This window comes from Anaerovorax sp. IOR16 (genome assembly GCF_017168145.1).
Classification (GTDB): Bacteria; Bacillota; Clostridia; order Peptostreptococcales; family Anaerovoracaceae; genus IOR16.
In genome coordinates this window covers 21743-40084 of record NZ_JADQTL010000010.1, presented here as the reverse complement: position 1 = coordinate 40084, position 18342 = coordinate 21743, and the positions used below count along the sequence as shown (strand labels likewise).

Below are 18342 nucleotides of genomic sequence, written 5' to 3'. Positions count from 1 at the left end.
AGTCAGATTATGTTAAAAAAAGATGAATTTGCAAAAAACAGTAAGGCATGGTGTGGTTTAAACAAACCGAATATGAAAGAAGAAGAAGCAGATGTTATATTGTTTGGAATCCCCTTTGATGGAGGAGTAAGCTATCGAGGTGGTGCGGCAGAAGCACCGGATATGTTAAGAAAAAATACATTGTCTTCAACGCCATCAACGGAAAGATTAAAATATTATGATGAATTAAACATTGTAGATGCAGGTGATTTTAAAGACGGTACAAGAGATGAAATATTCAAAGAAGTGGAAACTTACACTGAAAAGTTAGTAAGAGCAGGAAAAAAATTCATTATGGTTGGTGGAGACCATTCCGTAACCATTCCAGTTGAAAGAGGTATCAATAATGCATTGGATGAGGAATTTGGAATCATTCATATTGATGCGCATATGGACTTGTGTGAAGCATTAGAAGGAGATCCATTATCTCATGGGAGTACAGAAAGAAGAGCATTGGAATTAAAAAATATTTCAGGGTTAGAAAATTTATTTTTCATAGGAATTCGCTCAATTGAAGAGGATGAATTTTCTTTCATGCAAGAAAATAAGATTCAAGTAAAAACCGCATATGATTGTTATCATGAGGGCATTGAGAAAGTTGCTGATGACTGCATTAAAGCTATGAGTAAGTATAAGAAAACATATATTACTTTTGATATTGATGCATTAGATCCTGCATATGCAGCAGGAACTGGAACACCTCAGTTCGGAGGACTTACTTCACGTATGGTAATGACTTTAATCGAAAAATTATTTACAAACTTAAATGTAATTGGATTTGATGTTGTGGAAATTGCACCTTCATTAGACCCCTCTCTTGCTTCTATGTTTGCAGGAAGAAAATTGTTACAAGAAATCTGGGGATACTGGGCAGATGAAATTGGTAAGTTAAAAAAATAAAATATGGGGGCTTGTACCCCATATTTTTTTTATGCAGATACGGCTAGCATATATATTTGAGGGTGGTAATTTTATTAAAAGTGTGCATCGTAAATGAACGATTACTGTTGCAATGACAAGATTTTAAGGTTGTAAAGTCGAATTTTGAAATAGATGTAAACAATATATCTAGCTGCAGAAAAAGATATATTTACGCAACGTGAAGGTATTGGGGTATCCATTTAAATTAGTGTATAATAAAACTAGGAGTTTGAAATAGAAAGACACATAACTGGAATTAATTAAAAATAAAAGAAAGGGAGAAAAAATGAATGAAAAAGATATAAGTAGGAGCTGTGTTGATTGCGGAACCATAAATTGTGATTTTATGGATAAGGAATATCCTGATTTTTGTCCAACAACAAATATGGATAAGGAGATTCTAAAAGATGCCATGGAACTTTATTTAGAAAATGAAGATAATAGAAAAATTGCCAATGCATCGGCAGAAGTGGAAGCGGAAAATTATTGTAAGATGACCAGAATTGAAGAAATTATGGAATTTGCAAAAAAAATTGGTGCAAAAAAAATTGGTATTGCAAATTGTGTTGGTTTACTTGGAGAAGCGAGAATTGCGGCCAAAATTTTTCGAAAACATGGTTTTGAGGTGTATGGAGTTGGCTGTAAGGTAGGAGCTCAACTTAAAACGAAAATTGGCATCTCTGAAAAATGTGAAGTTGTAGGGAAAAATATGTGTAATCCTATTTTACAGGCCAAGATACTTAACAGTCAGCATACACAATTAAATGTAGTAATTGGATTGTGCGTGGGTCATGACAGCCTATTTTATAAATATTCAGATGCACTAGTAACTACTTTAATTGCAAAGGATAGAGTTCTAGGTCATAATCCTGTTGCTGCATTATATCAAGCAAATGCATATTATTCAAGATTGCTTGATGAAAAGTAAACAAAGGGGTCTTTTGTTTTAGATAAAATAAAAAATTAGACATAGTATGCTCTATTGTTGCTTCCATGTAAATACTTGAAAGGAGAAAACAATATGATGTGCGAAAAATTAAACAACTGCCTTTTTTATCATGATAAGATGCCAATGGAAAAAGGAATCGGTTCAATTTATAAGAAAAAATATTGTGAAGGGAACAATCAATTATGTGCAAGATATATGGTTTTTAATGAACTTGGAGAAGCATTTGTTCCAATTAGTCTTTTTCCAAATATGACTGATGTTGCAGAAAAAATAATAATGGATGAAAAAAATAAATAGTTTATCTCATTTATCGCTTATTCATCATTTGATGTTTATATTTTTAAGGACGTGTAAATATGGATGTATATATAGCAAGGCAACCAATATTTGATAGAAATATGGACGTATATGGATACGAATTGCTTTATCGGAAAAACAGTACTAACATGTATACGGGGATTGACGATGATCAGGCTACCGCTGAGCTAATCTGTAATTCTTTTCTTGTTTTTGGTATTAATAATTTAACAGATGGGACCAAAGCGTTTATAAACTTTTCTAAGGGTCTTATAAATAGCAGTGTTCCATTATTGCTTCCCCAAAATAATGTTGTTGTTGAAATTTTAGAACATGAGGATACCACTCAAGAAATCATAGATGCTTGTAAAAGAATGCGTTCTATGGGATATATGCTAGCGCTGGATGATTTTATTTTAGAAGATAAATTTATGTCTTTAATGGAAACAATTGATATTGTAAAGGTTGAATTTCCTTCTGTTAATTATAACATTCAACGTAATCTCATTCAGAAATATAAATCAAAGGTAAAATTTTTAGCAGAAAAAATTGAAACAAGAGAAGAGTATCAAAAAGCGTTTGATTTGGGATATGATTTATTCCAAGGCTATTTTTTCAGTAAGCCTTTTGTAATGAAAACAAGAGAGATAGCCAGTTTAAATAGTAATCTTTTTTGTATTATTGAAGAGCTTAATAAACCGGAACCGAGTTATAAAAAAATAGCTGAAATTATTCAAAGTGATCTTGGATTAACTTATAAGATTTTAAAACTTGCGAATTCTGCATATTTTGGGTCAAAAAATAAAATTACATCCATTCATCAGGCTTTATCCTATTTAGGAATGAACAAAATTTATCAATGGGTATCACTGATGATGCTGAAGGATTTTCAAAGCATAGAAAATTCGGAACTCATAAAGCTATCTCTTATACGTGGGAAGCTTATGGACTCACTGGCAATGGAGTTAGGAATGGATACCTCAAATTCAGAGTATTTTTTCGTAGGTATGTTTTCTTTTATAGATATCCTTCTAAATAAAAATATGGAGGAAATTATAAAATGGTTGCCTTTTACAGACAATGTTAAAATGGCATTGCTAGGGGTTGAAAATGATCAAAGAAAATTATTAAATTGCATTATCAATTATGAATCAGCTGCCTTAGATACAAATCAATCATCCTTGCTTTATAAAATTAGTTCAAAAAGGTATATGGAATTGTATCTGGATGCGCTTAAGTGGGCAAGCAGTTTAAATTATTAATCTGTTGTTTATAAAAATATTTAATCGGATAATTGAAAAAGAAAAATATGAGTATAAGACTCATATTTCAGACTGTAGACAAGGATATCTCTATCTTTGCCTACAGTTTTTTTTACATAATGTAATACATTTTATTGTATTTATGGTAAAATATATGTATAAATACATGGAGGTATTTGCTTTATGATGGGTAAGAAAGATTTATTAGGTCGTGATCAATTTCAAATGGTAACCTTGAATTCTCTTGTTCCACAAGATCATATTATTCGTAAGATAGATACTGCGATTAATCTCTCTTTCATTTATGACCTTGTAAAAGATTTGTATTCTGATGTGGGAAAAGAAAGCATCGACCCTGTCGTCTTAATTAAAATTACCCTCATTCAATATACCTTTGGTATTCGATCCATGAGGCAGACCATTAAAGAAATTCAAACGAATGTAGCTTATCGATGGTATCTTGGTTATAGTTTAGAGGAAGAAATTCCTCACTTTTCTACCTTTGGTAAAAACTACTCTCGTCGGTTTCAAAATACTGACTTATTCGAACAAATCTTTCAAAGAGTCATTGCTGAAATTATGGAATATGAATTCATTAATTCAGAAAGCATTTTCATTGACGGTACACATATTAAAGCAAGTGCAAATAACCATAACAGTGAAAAAGAAACCGTTTTGGAATCCGTTAAATACTATGAAAAAGAACTAATGAAAGAAATTAACGAAGATCGCATTGAACGAGGAAAACAAGCTTGTAAAAAAAAACGGAAGCCAAAGAAAAGACAAAAGTAATCAAGAAAAGTACCGTAGATCCGGATTGCGGTGTATTTCATAAAGGAAAGCATAAGGTAGTATTTGCTTATGCTGCAAATGTAGCTTGCGATCGAAACAATTACATACTTGCTTTTCATACAAATCCAGGAAATGTACATGACTCAGTTGCATTCCCAAAGATTTATGAAAAAGTAAAAAGATATAAAGGTGTAAAAAATATTGTAATGGATTCCGGATATAAAACACCTGCAATTGCTAGAGAAATACTCAAAGATAAACGAATTCCTATCCTACCATACAAACGACCTATGACAAAAAATGGTTATTTTAAAAAACACGAATATGCTTATGATGAATACTATGATTGCTTTGTATGCCCAGAAAACCAAGTGTTAAACTATACTACAACAAATAGAGAAGGGTATCGGGAATATAAGAGTAAAGGAGAAATTTGCAAGAGTTGCCCTTCCTTATCAGAATGCACAGCAAGTAAAGACCATGTAAAAGTAGTCACACGTCATATATGGGAAAACTACATAGAGCAATGTGAGGACATTCGTCATACTCCAAAGTATCGAGATCTTTACAAACTACGGAGTCAAACCATTGAGCGAGTCTTTGCCGATGCAAAAGAAAAACATAATATGCGTTATACACAATATCGAGGGATTCAGAAGATAGAAATGGAACTGAATCTTCTTTTTGCGTCCATGAATCTAAAAAAACTAGCAACATGGATTCATAAATCTGAAAGAAGGAATCAAATGGCATAGAGATATCCTTTTATTTTTTCTTTTTTTAAAAGCTTTATAGAAAAAATAGAAAATACCTTGCAGAAATTATAAGAATATAAATTTAGCAAGGTATTTTGTCTACAGTCTGAAATATGAGTATAAGACTCATATTTTTTTAATATAAGAAGTAAATAAATATTTAAGACAAAAGATATATTATATTGTAAATTGGCGATAAATGTTGCAAGAACTGAATTTACTCATTTAAGAGTGAAATCTATCTAAATTTATGATATTATGGAATGTAAAAGTTTTTAATTTAATTATAAAATTAGGAGAAAGTAACATGAGAACTTCTATTATAGATATTGTAAAACAGACGGAGGATTTATTGAATTCTTCTGAAATATGTGGGAAGGAAGCCGTAAGGGTTAGAGAATTAAGTGATAAGCTAAAAAATCAACAAATTACAGTTTCGGTTATTGGACAATTTAAAAGGGGAAAGAGTACTTTAGTAAATGAAATTCTTGGTGAGAAACTACTTCCGGTAGGCATCGTTCCTGTAACGTCTGCCGTTACCAGAATTCAATATGGAGAAAAATCAGCTGCTGTTCATTTTGAAAATGGTATTATTCGACCCGTAGCTTTTGAAGCTCTGTCAGAATATATCAGTGAACAGGAAAATCCAGATAACGAGCTAGGAGTTTCCTCAGTAACATTACAGACTCCTTCTGAGTTTTTAAAAGATGGTTTGACAGTTGTAGATACTCCTGGTGTGGGGTCTGTTCATAAACACAATTCTGATGCAGCGTATGCGTTTGTAAAAGAAAGTGATGCTGTAATCTTTACACTATCTGTTGATAGCCCAATTAATGAAATAGAAATTGAGTTTTTGAAGAATGCAAAAGAATATGCATCTAAATTTTACTTTGTAGTAAATAAGATAGATGTTGTATCTGAAGAGGAACTTTCCGCATATTTGAACTATTGTCGTAAATTACTTTGCCGTCTGATGGACGTTGAAAGTATAAATATGTATGCAGTAAGTGCAAAAAACGGGGATGGGATTGTTCAGTTAAAAGATAGTATTCTAAACGATTGCAAAGCTGCTGCAAAAAAAATTATAGAAGATTCGGTTGCTATGAAATTGAAAGATATCATCAGCTGTACTTTATCACAATTAGAATTATATTGGAATGCATTAAAAATGCCGATTGGTAGATTTGATAATCGATTTAATAAGATGGGAAAATATCTTAGTGATTTCCAAACAAGAAAGAATGAAGTTGTTTTTCAATTTGAGGAAGAAGCCGAAAGGCTTATCGAAGAACTAAAGAAGATGCTTTCCCTTCGTGGCGATCACATTCGAAAAGCAGAAGATGGCTTGATTAAGATTGAATTGATTCAACTTTACAAAGAGGGGATTCAAAAGATTGAGGATGCTTGTTGGGAAATGTCCAATGATTTGGAAGCAAATTTGAATGAAATAAAGCTTTCATTGGCATCTACCGTATCCGAGCTTTTTGGTATGGAGTATCACTATGAAATTAAAACCCTTAATCTAAATAGGGATAGTAGAATGGACCACTCAGAAAAGAATATAGATGTAGAATTTTTAGAGAAGACAATAGATAAAAATATTCAATTATCTAAAGATGATTTTGATCGTATTTTTGAGAAAATGATCTTGGATTATACCATTCTCTTAAAAAACAAAGTATCGGATCTTAGCAAACGATTTTCTAATGAGCTGGAACAGCTGTGCAGTGAACTGCATACTACGTTAAATCGAATCATGATGTATCGAGAGACTAGTACTTATGTAGTTGCTAGAAGAATTGAAGACTTGAATATACTAACGAGAAACTTAAAAAAAATCAAATCAATATTATAATAAATAACAAATAAAAAACGTCATCGTTCTCTTATAAGAGCGAATGACGTTTTTTAATTTACTATTTAAGAATTAATTCACAGCTGACTAATTTTAAATATTGACCTTCAGAAACCGTGATATTTTAATAAATTTATCTTTATAAAAAAACAAAAAAATGTTATAATATATTAGAACAATAGAAAGGAAAAAACACGCATATGAGTGATTTTGAGCGTATAATTGAAAATGTAAATGCTACGATGAGTATGGAAGATATGCCTCTTAAGCCTATTGATAAAGAACGAATTAAAAATTGCTTAGAGGGTTCGATTTCATTCCAAGATGCAGTTAAAAATTTAGTTACAAAATATTTCCGTAAGCAGGCGGTATAGTTATGGACGAAATGTATTTTTATGAGTATGATCGGGACAACTATTATTGCTACCCAAATTCTAATACTCTGAAAAATAAACTGAATATATTGGATGCAGATGAATTGAGGCATGTAGAACGCGAAATTACTGCACTTCGTACAGCACAAATTATGGTGGAAGGCATAGATGGGAAATTTGATTATGAACATTTAAAGGCTATCCATCATTTTCTTTTTCAAGATATTTATGAATGGGCTGGAAAGGTTAGAAATGTAAATATATCAAAAGGAAATCAATTTTGCTTATTTCAATACATTGATGAGCAGATGATTCAAATTTTTTTAACACTTAAACAAGAAAATTATTTAACAGACTGTAAGAGTATCGATGAAATTGGAAAGCGTCTTGCATATTATTTGAGTGAAATGAACGCGATACATCCTTTTCGGGAAGGAAATGGCCGAGCTCAGAGAATGTTTCTAGAAAAACTTGCTGCATTTAATGGATATCGATTGGATTTTATGAAAATAAGCAGTAAAGAGATGTTAGATGCAAGTGTAAAAGCATTTCATTTAGATTATTCTTTAATGGAGGATTTAATCATTCGTGCTTTATCAAAAAAATAAATGGTATAGAAAAATATAGAAGCTTAAATATAATTATATAAAAAATAGAAAAAACGCATAAATAATTAATTTGTGCGTTTTTTATTTTTTAAAATTTAAAAGATTTTCCATAATGAAAATTATAATAATATAATTTTGAAAAATATGTTTGATAAAATTCAAGGATTTAAATTATCTAATTGATCGAAATTATTTAGATTATCTGAACCATTTAAATTCTCTCGATCTTCCGTTAGGCTTGAAAGCAAATAAAGAGTGTTAGATAGATAGTAAAAGCAATCTGCTAAGCAATCTATTTCATCCGAAGACATATCTTTTGATATTATATTAGCAGTAAATGTAATAAAAGTAGTCACTTCTTGCGGAGTCATATAAATCACCTCGTATAATAAAGTCGTAGTTATTAAAGTCCCTCTTCAAGGACTAAATGCTATACTGTTATAGATACTGTGGATTAGTGTTAATCACCTACCACTTGATGGTTTTTAGAGAGGCTCTAACCACAGTCTCTTTGTACAGTTGTTAATTAGTTAGATACCGCATGACGGTTAATTTAGAACGAGGTTACAATTGCAAAGAGCAACCGTGGTCTAAAAACAGTATCAAATACTTTTATAAGGAGCGAATGATATGATTTTAGTAGGAATTGATGTAGCAAAGGACAAGCATGATTGTTTTATTATGAACAGTGAAGGGGAAGTTTTATTTAAATCATTTACCATCACGAACAACATGGAGGGATTTATTGATCTTTATCAGAAGATTTCATCTACCACAAAGGATTTAAGCAAAATAAAAGTAGGACTGGAAGCCACAGGACATTACTCCTACAACATTTTGGGTTATCTCCTAGATAAAGGTCTTCCCACCTTTGTCATCAATCCGTTACATACCAATCTTTATAGAAAAAGTCTAAGCCTTAGAAAGACGAAAACGGATAAAGTTGATTCCCGCACTATTGCAAGTATGTTAATGTCTGATGTGAACTTAAAGTCCTACACAGACACATTATACCATAATGAAGAATTAAAATCACTCACTCGCTATCGCTTTGATAAGGTAAATCAACGTGCAAAATTAAAACAATCTATTTCAAGGCTGGTAAACATACTCTTTCCTGAACTTGAAGGCTTAGTTGCAACATTGCATATGGTATCTATTTATGCACTTCTTTTTGAATTCCCAAGTGCGAAAGCTATATCAAATGCTCATTTATTAAAATTGACAAACCTACTTTCTGAATCCTCAAGAGGTCGTTTTACAAAAGAAACGGCAATTTTGTTTCGTGAAACCGCTAGAAATTCTATAGGTTCTCACATGCCTGCAAAATCTTTAGAACTCAAACATACCATAAAATCTATAGCCGAGCTTGATAGAGAAATTGAAGAAATTGAAACGGAAATCAAACGCATAATGGAAGAAATTAATTCACCCATTCTTTCAATCCCAGGTATCGGTTTAGCTACAGGAGCTATGATTATTGCTGAAATAGGTGACTTTACAAATTTTGGTTCACCTGACAAAATCCTTGCCTTCGCCGGATTGTCTCCGTCAACTTACCAATCGGGTCAGCTTTATTCCACTCATGCCAAGATGGAAAAACGTGGATCGAGATATTTAAGGTATGCTATTTTTAATGCTGCTAAATTTGTTTGTAAGTGGGATCCTACTTTTGCTGCCTATCTTGCAAAGAAACGTTCAGAAGGCAAACACTATAATGTTGCAATTTCTCATGCAGCAAAAAAACTTGTTCGAGTAATTTATCAGCTTGAGAAATCAGGTCAAATATATATTAGAGCAGCTTAACTTATTCTGTTTTAATATTGTTTTTAGAGCATTGTTACAATGCTCTTTTTGTTGTGCAATTTTAAAAGGTTAATTAGTTTTTATATTTTCACTTATTTTTAGCTTGACTTTTAATAGTTAGTCTCTTAACAAAGTATGCAGGATACGGACATACAATGTAAAAGAAAAATATCTAAAATCTGATTTAACGGTTATCGCAAATTGACGATAAAAGAAAAAAATAGCAAGAATATGATATAGTATTTTAATAATATTCGTTAAAAGGTTTTTAAGCTTAAAATTTTCTATTATAAAAGTAATTATGATATAATGCTTTTATAAATAATTTTTTGTAATAACTTAGTTAGAGGATTTTATGAAGAAGATAATAATTTTTATTGTTTTATTTGGAGTAATTGTGGTGCCGATTATATGGAGTCTCATACAAAAGGTCCCGGAGGGTACTTCCTTTGAAGGTGATTATCATCAAGTAAGCTCAATTGATTTTTTAGCTGATTTGACCTATCAAAAAGAAGGAGCTGTACTCCATGAATTAAATATTTTAACACAAGAATTGGATATGATTGAAGCAGCGCAGGAATTTATTTTAATGGATATGTTCCTATTTAACGATGCCTATGATCGAAGCATTATGGAATATCCAAAATCAGTTGAAAGTGTTACCAATGCACTGATTGGGAAAAAAAAGGACAATCCCGATATGATGATTGTTTTCATAACAGACCCAATCAATGGATTTTACGGTGCATACGAAGAAGCGAATATAAAGCGTATGAAAGAAAATGGAATTCAAGTAATTGTTACAGATTTAGATCAAATGAAAGACTCCAACCCACTTTTTTTCGGTTATTATAGATCTTATATCAAGTGGTTTGGAACAAGTGGCCCTGGTTGGATAAAAAATCCTACCGATAATAATAAGCCAAAAGTAACAATTCGAAATTTTTTAAGATTATTAAATCTAAAAGCAAATCATCGAAAGATTCTTGTTACGGATCAAGAAGGTATGATTACATCTGCAAATCCTCACGATCCAAGCAGTTACCATTCGAATATAGCAATAAGACTAAAAAGTGAAGTCATTAATGATATTATTGAGGCAGAAAGAACCATTGCAGCATTTTCTGGGGAAACGTTACCTTCTCTTGAGTATAAGCAAGCAAATCAAAATTATGTTCCTAATACAAAAGTAAGGTATTTAACGGAAAAAGCAATTTATACTCGGTTGCTTGAATGTATTAAAGCTACGAAAAAAGGGGATAAAATTCAAATTGGAATATTTTATCTCAGTGAGTTTTCTGTAATTGATGCATTGGAGGAAGCCGCAGAACGTGGAGTTTCTATAGAGATGATTGCTGACCCAAACAAAAATGCGTTTGGAGTTAAAATGAATGGATCACCCAATTGCCAATCCTTATCAAAACTTGGCGATAAATGGGATAATTTTAGTATCAAATGGTATAACATCGGTGATGAACAATATCATGCAAAGATAGCTTCCTTTACTTATCCGGTACATAATACAATTCTTATGGGTTCTGCAAATTATACCAGAAGAAATATGAAAGGATATAATTTGGAAAGTGATTTAGAAATTATTACTGTAAAAGATTCAGACATTTCAAAGGATATTCAATCTTATTTTGAGAGGATATGGAATAATGAGGATGGTGAATATACGGTAGAGTTTAATACCTATGTAGATAATAGCTTTTTTAAATATAAATTGTATCAGATACAAGAATTTACAGGTATATGTACTTACTAAAAAAAATAGAAAATGCTTTATGCATTTTCTATTTTTTAATTATTATTCAAAAATCGTACTTGGTAATTCCTCGATATCTGTGATGGTACCTGTAATGGTAACATTAAAGTAAGTACGATCTGTTGCAAGGTTTACGTCTGTATTTGCCAGATGGTCTGGTGTTAATAAACGAATTACTGGGCGTAAAATGTGTTCTTGTGAGTTTTGAATTACAACAGCCAAAGAACCATTACTGAGTTGAACGATAGTACCAACTGGATAAGCCGCAATGATTTTAAGGAATGCCTTTAAAATATCATGATCAAAATGGGTGCCTCCGCATCCCATCATATACTCTACCGCTTCGTTCGGTAACCATGCTCGTCGGTAAGAACGAGAGGAGGTTAATGCATCGTAAACGTCAGCCAAAGCTAAAATACGACCGTAAATTGGGATGTTATCTCCTTTTAGTCCATATGGATATCCTGTACCATTATACTTTTCATGGTGACTTTCTATAGCAGACAACACAATGTTTGGGATTTTTTGACTAAACTCCAAACGACTAACAGCTTTTTTGGGATGTGTTTTAATTTCATTAAATTCCTCAGGTGTTAGAGGACCTTTTTTGTTGATAATATCTAAAGAAATATCTAATTTTCCAATGTCATGAAAAAGCCCTGCCATAGCAAGCTGGAGAAGAAGGTTTTGTGAATAATTAAGCTGCATACCAATTAAAACACTTAAAGTACCTACATAAATACTGTGTGAGTAGGTATAGGTATCATAATCCTTTATATCAATGATGTTTAGTAGAAACTCTTCTTTTGAAGCTATGTAATTTAATAAATTTTCCGCGATGTTGCGCATGGAATCAATTGTAAAAGAAGAAAGTGGTACATTATGAATGTATCCGCTATAAAGTGTTCTCAAATCATTTGTAACCTGCTGTTTTACCTTTGGATCAATAAATTCTTTCACTTCGATGTCACTTGCAAATTTACTTTCAATATACACACCACAAATATTCAATTCAGTAAGTTTTCTTATCATTGCTGGAGATAGCTGCTGGCCTGCAACGATAAGCGGAAGACATGTCGGATGGTAATATACCGATCGTGCAAGTACCATACCTGGTTGTAGATGCTGCAATGGAAGATATATCATTGAAACTCCTCAATCCTTAAATGAATTTCCCCTAATTTGGGAATAATGTTAAATAAACTAATTAATAATATAGCATAAAATTAATTATTTTTCTACATATTAATACAGATAAATACAGCATTTGTGTGATTATTCCTGCAATTTTTTCTTATTTAGGATCTCGATGCCTCCACGAAATAAACGTACAATTCCTTCACTTTGAAAGTATTTCAACATACGGGTAACAACTTCCCTAGCAGAACCAATATTATTTGCAATTTTTTCATGCGTAATCATTATAGTATCACTTTGTTCAATATTGGATTGCTCTAATAAAAAATTAGATAGACGACGATCGAAACTGGCAAATAAAACTTGATCAATAACCCACATTACGTCAGAAAAGCGAGATTCCATCAAATCGTTCATGAATGCTTGCACAGAAATGGCTTCGTTTGCAAGTTGACGATAAGATGCTGTTGGTAAAAGAAAACAATCTGTGTCTTTTTCAATTTCAATGTAAACATCAAAAGTAATGTTTCGCATTATGCAGGAAGCAGAAAAAATGCATACATCTCGATCAAAAAGTCGGTAGAGAGTAACTTCTCTTCCACTTTCAGAAATCATGTATACACGGAGCTGTCCTGATTGGATCAAAAATAAACCGGAACAATTTTCTGAACCAGTATGTAAGGATTCTCCAACTGAAAAGTGTTGCTTTACAATATCTTTTTTTAGAGAATCCTGTTGCACTGGTGTTAAATGGTTCCAAAAAGGCAAGGTGGTTTGAAGAAATTCAATTTCTTTGCTTGTAAAAGGCATATGATTGACCTCCTTTATTGGATTAAATTATACCTTATCAAAGCCATTGTTACAAGCAAAGCAAACATTGAAAGAATCAAACCAATAAAGAGTTGTTTATTTTAACATTTGGATAAATTCTTGCTTTGATTTTACGCCGACGGATGTACGTGTGCATACACCATCTTTGAAAATCATTACTGTTGGGATGGACATAACCCGGTATTTTCTTGCAAGTTCCGGCTGTTCATCTACGTTAATTTTAGCAACAATTGCTTCCCCTTCGATTTCCTGAGAAAGTTCTTCCATGATAGGGCCAAGCTGTTGACAAGGTCCGCACCATGGTGCCCAGAAATCCAATAAAACCGGTTTGTTGCTTTTTAATACTTCCTGTTCGAAATTATTTTTTGTAATCTTCATAGTCATATCATTTCTCTCCTTTACATTCACATTTTTTAAGAGTGATTTTTAATTTTGCAGCCTTGAAAGCTGTTTGTTGAGATAAGTATAAGTCTAAAAAAAATGTTTTTCTGTAACTTAATCACGAAAAAATAATGAAATAAAGTGACTTTGTCACATACAAAAAAATAAAAATTGGCTATGCTAAATAAAGAAAAAAAGATTTTGATTTTTAAAATAAAGAAAGGAAGGCACAAAATGAAAATATGTATTGTTGGAGGCGTAGCAGGTGGTGCAAGTGCGGCAACACGTTTGCGTCGTTTAAATGAAAATGCGGAAATCGTTTTGTTTGAAAAGGGAGAATATATTTCTTATGCAAATTGCGGCTTACCTTATTATATAGGAGGAGTAATCAAAGAAAAGGAAAACTTAATTGTCACGAAGCCGGAATTGTTACGTAATCGTTTTGATGTAGATATGAGAATAAATAGTGAAGTACTTGCGATTCATCCGAAGGATAAAAAAATAGTGGTTAAAAATCATATTACCGGAGAGGAATATGAAGAAACTTATGATAAATTGATTCTTTCACCTGGAGCAGCGGCTAAAAAGCCTAGTTTTCCAGGGGTAGACGAAGATGGTATCTTTACTCTACGTACTGTTCCGGATACATTTAAGATTGATGAATATATAAAGGAACGTAATCCAAAATCGGCAGTCGTGATCGGCGGTGGTTTTATTGGGATTGAAATGGCAGAGAATTTAAAGGAAAAAGGTCTCGACGTTACTGTTGTGGAATACAGCAATCAAGTGGTAGCATCTTTGGATGTGGAAATGGCTAATATTTTACATCAGCATTTGATTGAAAATGGGATAAAGCTTCGTTTAAATACCGGAGTTACTTCCTTTAAAAAACAAGAGGATGGAAGTCTGGAACTTGAAACAACACAGCAAAAAACACTCCATTGTGAAATGGCAATATTAAGTATGGGGGTTGCTCCGGAAAGCCGTTTGGCCAAGGATGCTGGTCTGACACTTGGACTTGGAGGAAGTATTTCGGTCAATGATTCTTATCAGACTTCTGATCCGGATATTTATGCAGTGGGAGATGCAATTAGTATTGTAAACCTTGTAAGTGGAAAAGAGGGCTTGATTCCACTCTCAGGACCAGCAAACAAGCAAGGCCGTATTGCGGCAGAAAATGCGCTTGGTGCACAAAAAACCATTGGTATGGGTGTGCAGGGAAGTGCGGTGCTAAAGGTATTTGAATTAACAGCTGCATCGACCGGAATGAATGAGAAACAACTTAAAAAAGAAGGGATGGAGTACAAAAAAACGTATGTACATCCACAATCTCATGCTTCTTATTATCCGGGGGCAACTCCAATCAGCATGAAGCTCCTCTTTGATAAGGATGGAAAGATTTTAGGTGCTCAGGCTGTAGGTTATGAAGGCGTTGAAAAACGAATTGATGTTATTGCAACTGCTATGCGTTTTTCCGGAACGGTCTATGATTTAGAAAATTTGGAGCTATGTTATGCACCGCCGTTCTCTTCTGCAAAAGACCCGGTAAATATGTTGGGTTTCACTGCTGCAAACATTCTAAAAGGTGATATGCCAGTATGGTATGCAGAGGAATTAGAAACAATGGACTTAAATTCTGTAACCTTTTTAGACATCGGTACACCGGAAGAAATTATGATGGGAACATTACCGAACGCGGTTAATCTTAATCTTGATTCTTTACGTCAGCATCTTGATGAGATTGACAAAAGCAAGCCGGTATATGTAACTTGCAGAGTAGGACTTAGAGGCTACATTGCAACTCGTATGTTAAGACAAAATGGATTTGATGCTAGAAATTTAAGTGGTGGTTATCGAACCTATAGCCATGTAACTTATAAAATAGATGAGGAGGAACCTCTTTTGATTGAAAAAAGTGATTTTGAACCAGCACAGCAAGATGTGACTGAACAACAAAAAACTGCACAAACTACAAAAACTATCGAAGTTGATGCCTGCGGTTTACAGTGTCCGGGGCCGATTATGAAGGTGTCTTCGGCGATGAAAGAAATGAAAGACGGTGAGCATCTAATTATTCGTGCAAGTGATCCTGCATTTGCATCAGATATAAAGGTGTGGTGCGAACGTACTGGAAATCATCTGGAAGGAATTAAAAATCAAAAAGGTATTTATGAAGTTAAATTACAAAAGATGGAAGGATCAGTACCAGGCGCTTGCAGCAATGATCTCACACAGCCAATCGGTGGAAATGATAAAACGATGGTTGTATTCAGCGGTGATTTGGATAAAGCAATTGCAGCCTTTATTATTGCAAACGGTGCTGTAGCAATGGATCGTAAAGTGACCTTGTTCTTTACTTTCTGGGGCCTTAACATTCTTCGCAAACATCAGGCTGTAAAAGTCAATAAATCACTTGTGGAAGGAATGTTTGGAAAAATGATGCCACGAGGAAGTCAGAAGCTCGGATTATCACGAATGAATATGAGCGGTATGGGGGCAAAAATGATTCGTCGTGTTATGAAATCCAAGAACGTTTCTTCTTTGGAAGAGTTAATTCAGACAGCGATAGACAATGGTGTACGTATTGTAGCTTGTCAAATGTCAATGGATGTAATGGGAATACGTGCAGAGGAATTGATTGACGGTGTAGAAATCGGTGGTGTGGCCACTTTCCTTGGAGCAGCTGAAACTTCCGACACTAATTTGTTTATATAAATATTAAGTAGAAATAAGAAGAACTAAGCAAGATATTGTAGAAGGCTGTCCTAAAAAATGAGGGCAGTCTTTTATTTATCAGAAAACTATGCTAGAATAAAAAAAATAATAACAGCAATTATTCCTGTATGAAAGAAACGTAATGGAGGAAAAAAGCATTGAAGATTAAATTTTGCGGAGCAGCAACTTCGGTAACGGGTTCCTGCCATTTGATTACTACCGAAAAGTATAAAATTTTACTGGATTGTGGGCAATTTCAGGGTGGCAAAGCAATGGATGCCATGAATTATGAAGATTTCGGATTTAATCCGGCAGAAATTGACTATGTTTTACTCAGCCATGCTCACATTGATCATTGCGGGAGAATCCCTTTATTAGTAAAGAGTGGATTTAAAGGGAAAATATATTGCACAGATGCAACTGCTGATTTGGTTGAGGTAATGTTAAAGGATAGTGGATACATTCACGAGAAAGAGGCAGAGTGGAAAAACCGTAAGGCTGAACGTGCAGGAAAAGCATTGGTAGAACCTCTCTATACTTATAATGATGCTTTGGATTCTTTAAAATACATTACTCCTGTACTTTATGATCAACTAGTCGAAATCAATGAACAAATGAAAGTTGTATTCAATGATGCGGGGCATATTTTAGGTTCTTCTATCATAGAACTTTGGGTTGAGGAAGAAGAGCGAGTATCAAAAATTGTTTTTTCAGGTGATTTGGGTGTTATGAATCGGCCTATTTTAAGAAACCCAACGAAAATAAAAAAAGCAGATTACGTTATTATGGAAACAACATATGGAAACCGTCTTCATGAAAAAAATTCCATTAGTATTGACCGGTTAATTGACATTGTCTTAGAAACAACGAAGAGAGGCGGAAATGTTGTCATCCCTTCTTTTGCAGTTGGAAGGACACAAGAATTAATTTACGAATTTAATCGTTTTTATGAAGAAAATTCAAAGTATAAACAAGAGTTGGACAAACTTACTGTATATGTGGATAGCCCAATGGCAACCACAGCAACGGAGGTTTTCCGAAAAAATGCACAGGTTTTTGACGAAGAGACAAAAGCTTATATATTAAATGGTAACAATCCGCTTGATTTTAAGAATCTAGTATTTACCAGAACGAGTGATGAATCAAGAGCGATTAATTTTAATCATGAGCCCAAAATAATCATTTCTGCAAGTGGTATGTGTGAGGCAGGAAGGATTCGTCATCATTTAAAACATAATTTATGGGATTCTCGCAACAGCATTGTTTTTGTAGGATACCAAGCAGAAGGTACTTTAGGCAGATATCTTGTTGAGGGAGAAAAGGATATTACACTTTTTGGAGAGAAAATTCATGTGAATGCGGAAATTCATAATTTAGAAGGTTTTTCGGGTCATGCAGACAGAGAAGGCTTGCTGGATTGGCTGAGCGGATTTCAAAAGGCTCCTCACGACATTTTCTTAGTGCATGGTGAACAAGAATCAAAAAATGATTTTGCAGAGACGGTAAAGAAAGAATTGGGATATGATTGTACGGTTATTAATAGTGTATCCGAATATAAATTGAATCATGTTACCACACTTACATCACAAGAAGCAAATGCTGAAATCGTTGATAAAGAAGAAGTATTAAAAATGCGGGATCGCATTGCAGACATTCATGACGATTTAGAAAACATTCTATACCGTACCAATTTGGCGATGGGAGATTCCATTACCCCAGAGCGCCTCATAGAAATAAACAATATTATATTGGAATTGCAGAAGAGTACATTAAATTTAGGTTCAACGATCACGCTGGAAGAAGAACCGAGAACCATTGAGATAAAGGCACAAAAGATAAAGGAGGATTAATT

15 protein-coding genes and 1 pseudogene are annotated in these 18342 nt (G+C 33.3%); 12 read left to right on the top strand and 4 right to left on the bottom strand.

All coding sequences use genetic code 11. The annotated features are described in order from the left end of the window. Window positions 1–9: 9 nt before the first annotated feature. The 8 genes and pseudogenes from speB to I2490_RS10675 all read left to right on the top strand — a co-directional run bounded on the left by speB (window position 10) and on the right by I2490_RS10675 (window position 7852). Window positions 10–939 (top strand): agmatinase, encoded by a 930-nt coding sequence (gene speB, locus I2490_RS10710; protein ID WP_206459766.1) that lies wholly within the window; start codon window positions 10–12, stop codon window positions 937–939. Window positions 940–1246: 307 nt separating this feature from the next. Next, on the top strand, window positions 1247–1888 hold the full coding sequence (locus tag I2490_RS10705) for a DUF1847 domain-containing protein (protein WP_206459765.1): 642 nt from the start codon (window positions 1247–1249) through the stop codon (window positions 1886–1888). 93 nt (window positions 1889–1981) lie between these two features. After that, the gene (locus tag I2490_RS10700) at window positions 1982–2206 is read left to right on the top strand and encodes a hypothetical protein (protein ID WP_206459764.1); all 225 of its coding nucleotides are present in this window, start codon (window positions 1982–1984) and stop codon (window positions 2204–2206) included. Window positions 2207–2265: 59 nt separating this feature from the next. Then, window positions 2266–3468 carry an EAL and HDOD domain-containing protein gene (locus tag I2490_RS10695; protein WP_206459763.1) on the top strand — a complete coding sequence of 401 codons (1203 nt, stop codon included), beginning with the start codon at window positions 2266–2268 and terminating at the stop codon, window positions 3466–3468. 183 nt (window positions 3469–3651) lie between these two features. After that, window positions 3652–5015, top strand: a pseudogene (locus I2490_RS10690) (IS1182 family transposase). A 307-nt stretch (window positions 5016–5322) separates the two neighbouring features. Further along, entirely contained in the window at window positions 5323–6870 is a 1548-nt protein-coding gene (locus tag I2490_RS10685; protein WP_206459762.1) for a dynamin family protein, read from the top strand. A 200-nt stretch (window positions 6871–7070) separates the two neighbouring features. Then, entirely contained in the window at window positions 7071–7244 is a 174-nt protein-coding gene (locus I2490_RS10680; RefSeq protein ID WP_206459761.1) for a hypothetical protein, read from the top strand. A gap of 2 nt (window positions 7245–7246) precedes the next feature. Further along, window positions 7247–7852 carry a Fic/DOC family protein gene (locus tag I2490_RS10675; RefSeq protein WP_206459760.1) on the top strand — a complete coding sequence of 202 codons (606 nt, stop codon included), beginning with the start codon at window positions 7247–7249 and terminating at the stop codon, window positions 7850–7852. A gap of 158 nt (window positions 7853–8010) precedes the next feature. Here the strand turns inward: I2490_RS10675 and I2490_RS10670 are convergent, their stop codons facing one another. Next, window positions 8011–8223, bottom strand: coding sequence for a hypothetical protein (locus I2490_RS10670; protein WP_206459759.1), 213 nt, complete (start codon window positions 8221–8223; stop codon window positions 8011–8013). 259 nt (window positions 8224–8482) lie between these two features. On the opposite strand from I2490_RS10670, the gene I2490_RS10665 reads away from it, so the two are divergent. Further along, window positions 8483–9658, top strand: coding sequence for an IS110 family transposase (locus tag I2490_RS10665; RefSeq protein WP_206458337.1), 1176 nt, complete (start codon window positions 8483–8485; stop codon window positions 9656–9658). Between the two features lie 355 nt (window positions 9659–10013). Next, entirely contained in the window at window positions 10014–11426 is a 1413-nt protein-coding gene (locus tag I2490_RS10660) for a phospholipase D-like domain-containing protein (RefSeq protein ID WP_206459758.1), read from the top strand. A 42-nt stretch (window positions 11427–11468) separates the two neighbouring features. Here the strand turns inward: I2490_RS10660 and I2490_RS10655 are convergent, their stop codons facing one another. The 3 genes from I2490_RS10655 to trxA all read right to left on the bottom strand — a co-directional run bounded on the left by I2490_RS10655 (window position 11469) and on the right by trxA (window position 13778). Continuing rightward, window positions 11469–12572 (bottom strand): HD-GYP domain-containing protein, encoded by a 1104-nt coding sequence (locus I2490_RS10655; RefSeq protein WP_206459757.1) that lies wholly within the window; start codon window positions 12570–12572, stop codon window positions 11469–11471. Between the two features lie 129 nt (window positions 12573–12701). Continuing rightward, entirely contained in the window at window positions 12702–13373 is a 672-nt protein-coding gene (locus I2490_RS10650; RefSeq protein ID WP_206459756.1) for a Crp/Fnr family transcriptional regulator, read from the bottom strand. 96 nt (window positions 13374–13469) lie between these two features. Further along, entirely contained in the window at window positions 13470–13778 is a 309-nt protein-coding gene (trxA, locus tag I2490_RS10645; protein ID WP_206459755.1) for a thioredoxin, read from the bottom strand. A 231-nt stretch (window positions 13779–14009) separates the two neighbouring features. Here trxA and I2490_RS10640 point away from each other — a divergent pair, with 231 nt between their 5' ends. Together I2490_RS10640 and I2490_RS10635 are read left to right on the top strand one after the other, a co-directional pair. Then, window positions 14010–16490 (top strand): DsrE/DsrF/DrsH-like family protein, encoded by a 2481-nt coding sequence (locus tag I2490_RS10640; RefSeq protein ID WP_206459754.1) that lies wholly within the window; start codon window positions 14010–14012, stop codon window positions 16488–16490. Between the two features lie 158 nt (window positions 16491–16648). Further along, the gene (locus I2490_RS10635) at window positions 16649–18340 is read left to right on the top strand and encodes an MBL fold metallo-hydrolase RNA specificity domain-containing protein (RefSeq protein WP_206459753.1); all 1692 of its coding nucleotides are present in this window, start codon (window positions 16649–16651) and stop codon (window positions 18338–18340) included. Window positions 18341–18342: the final 2 nt, after the last annotated feature.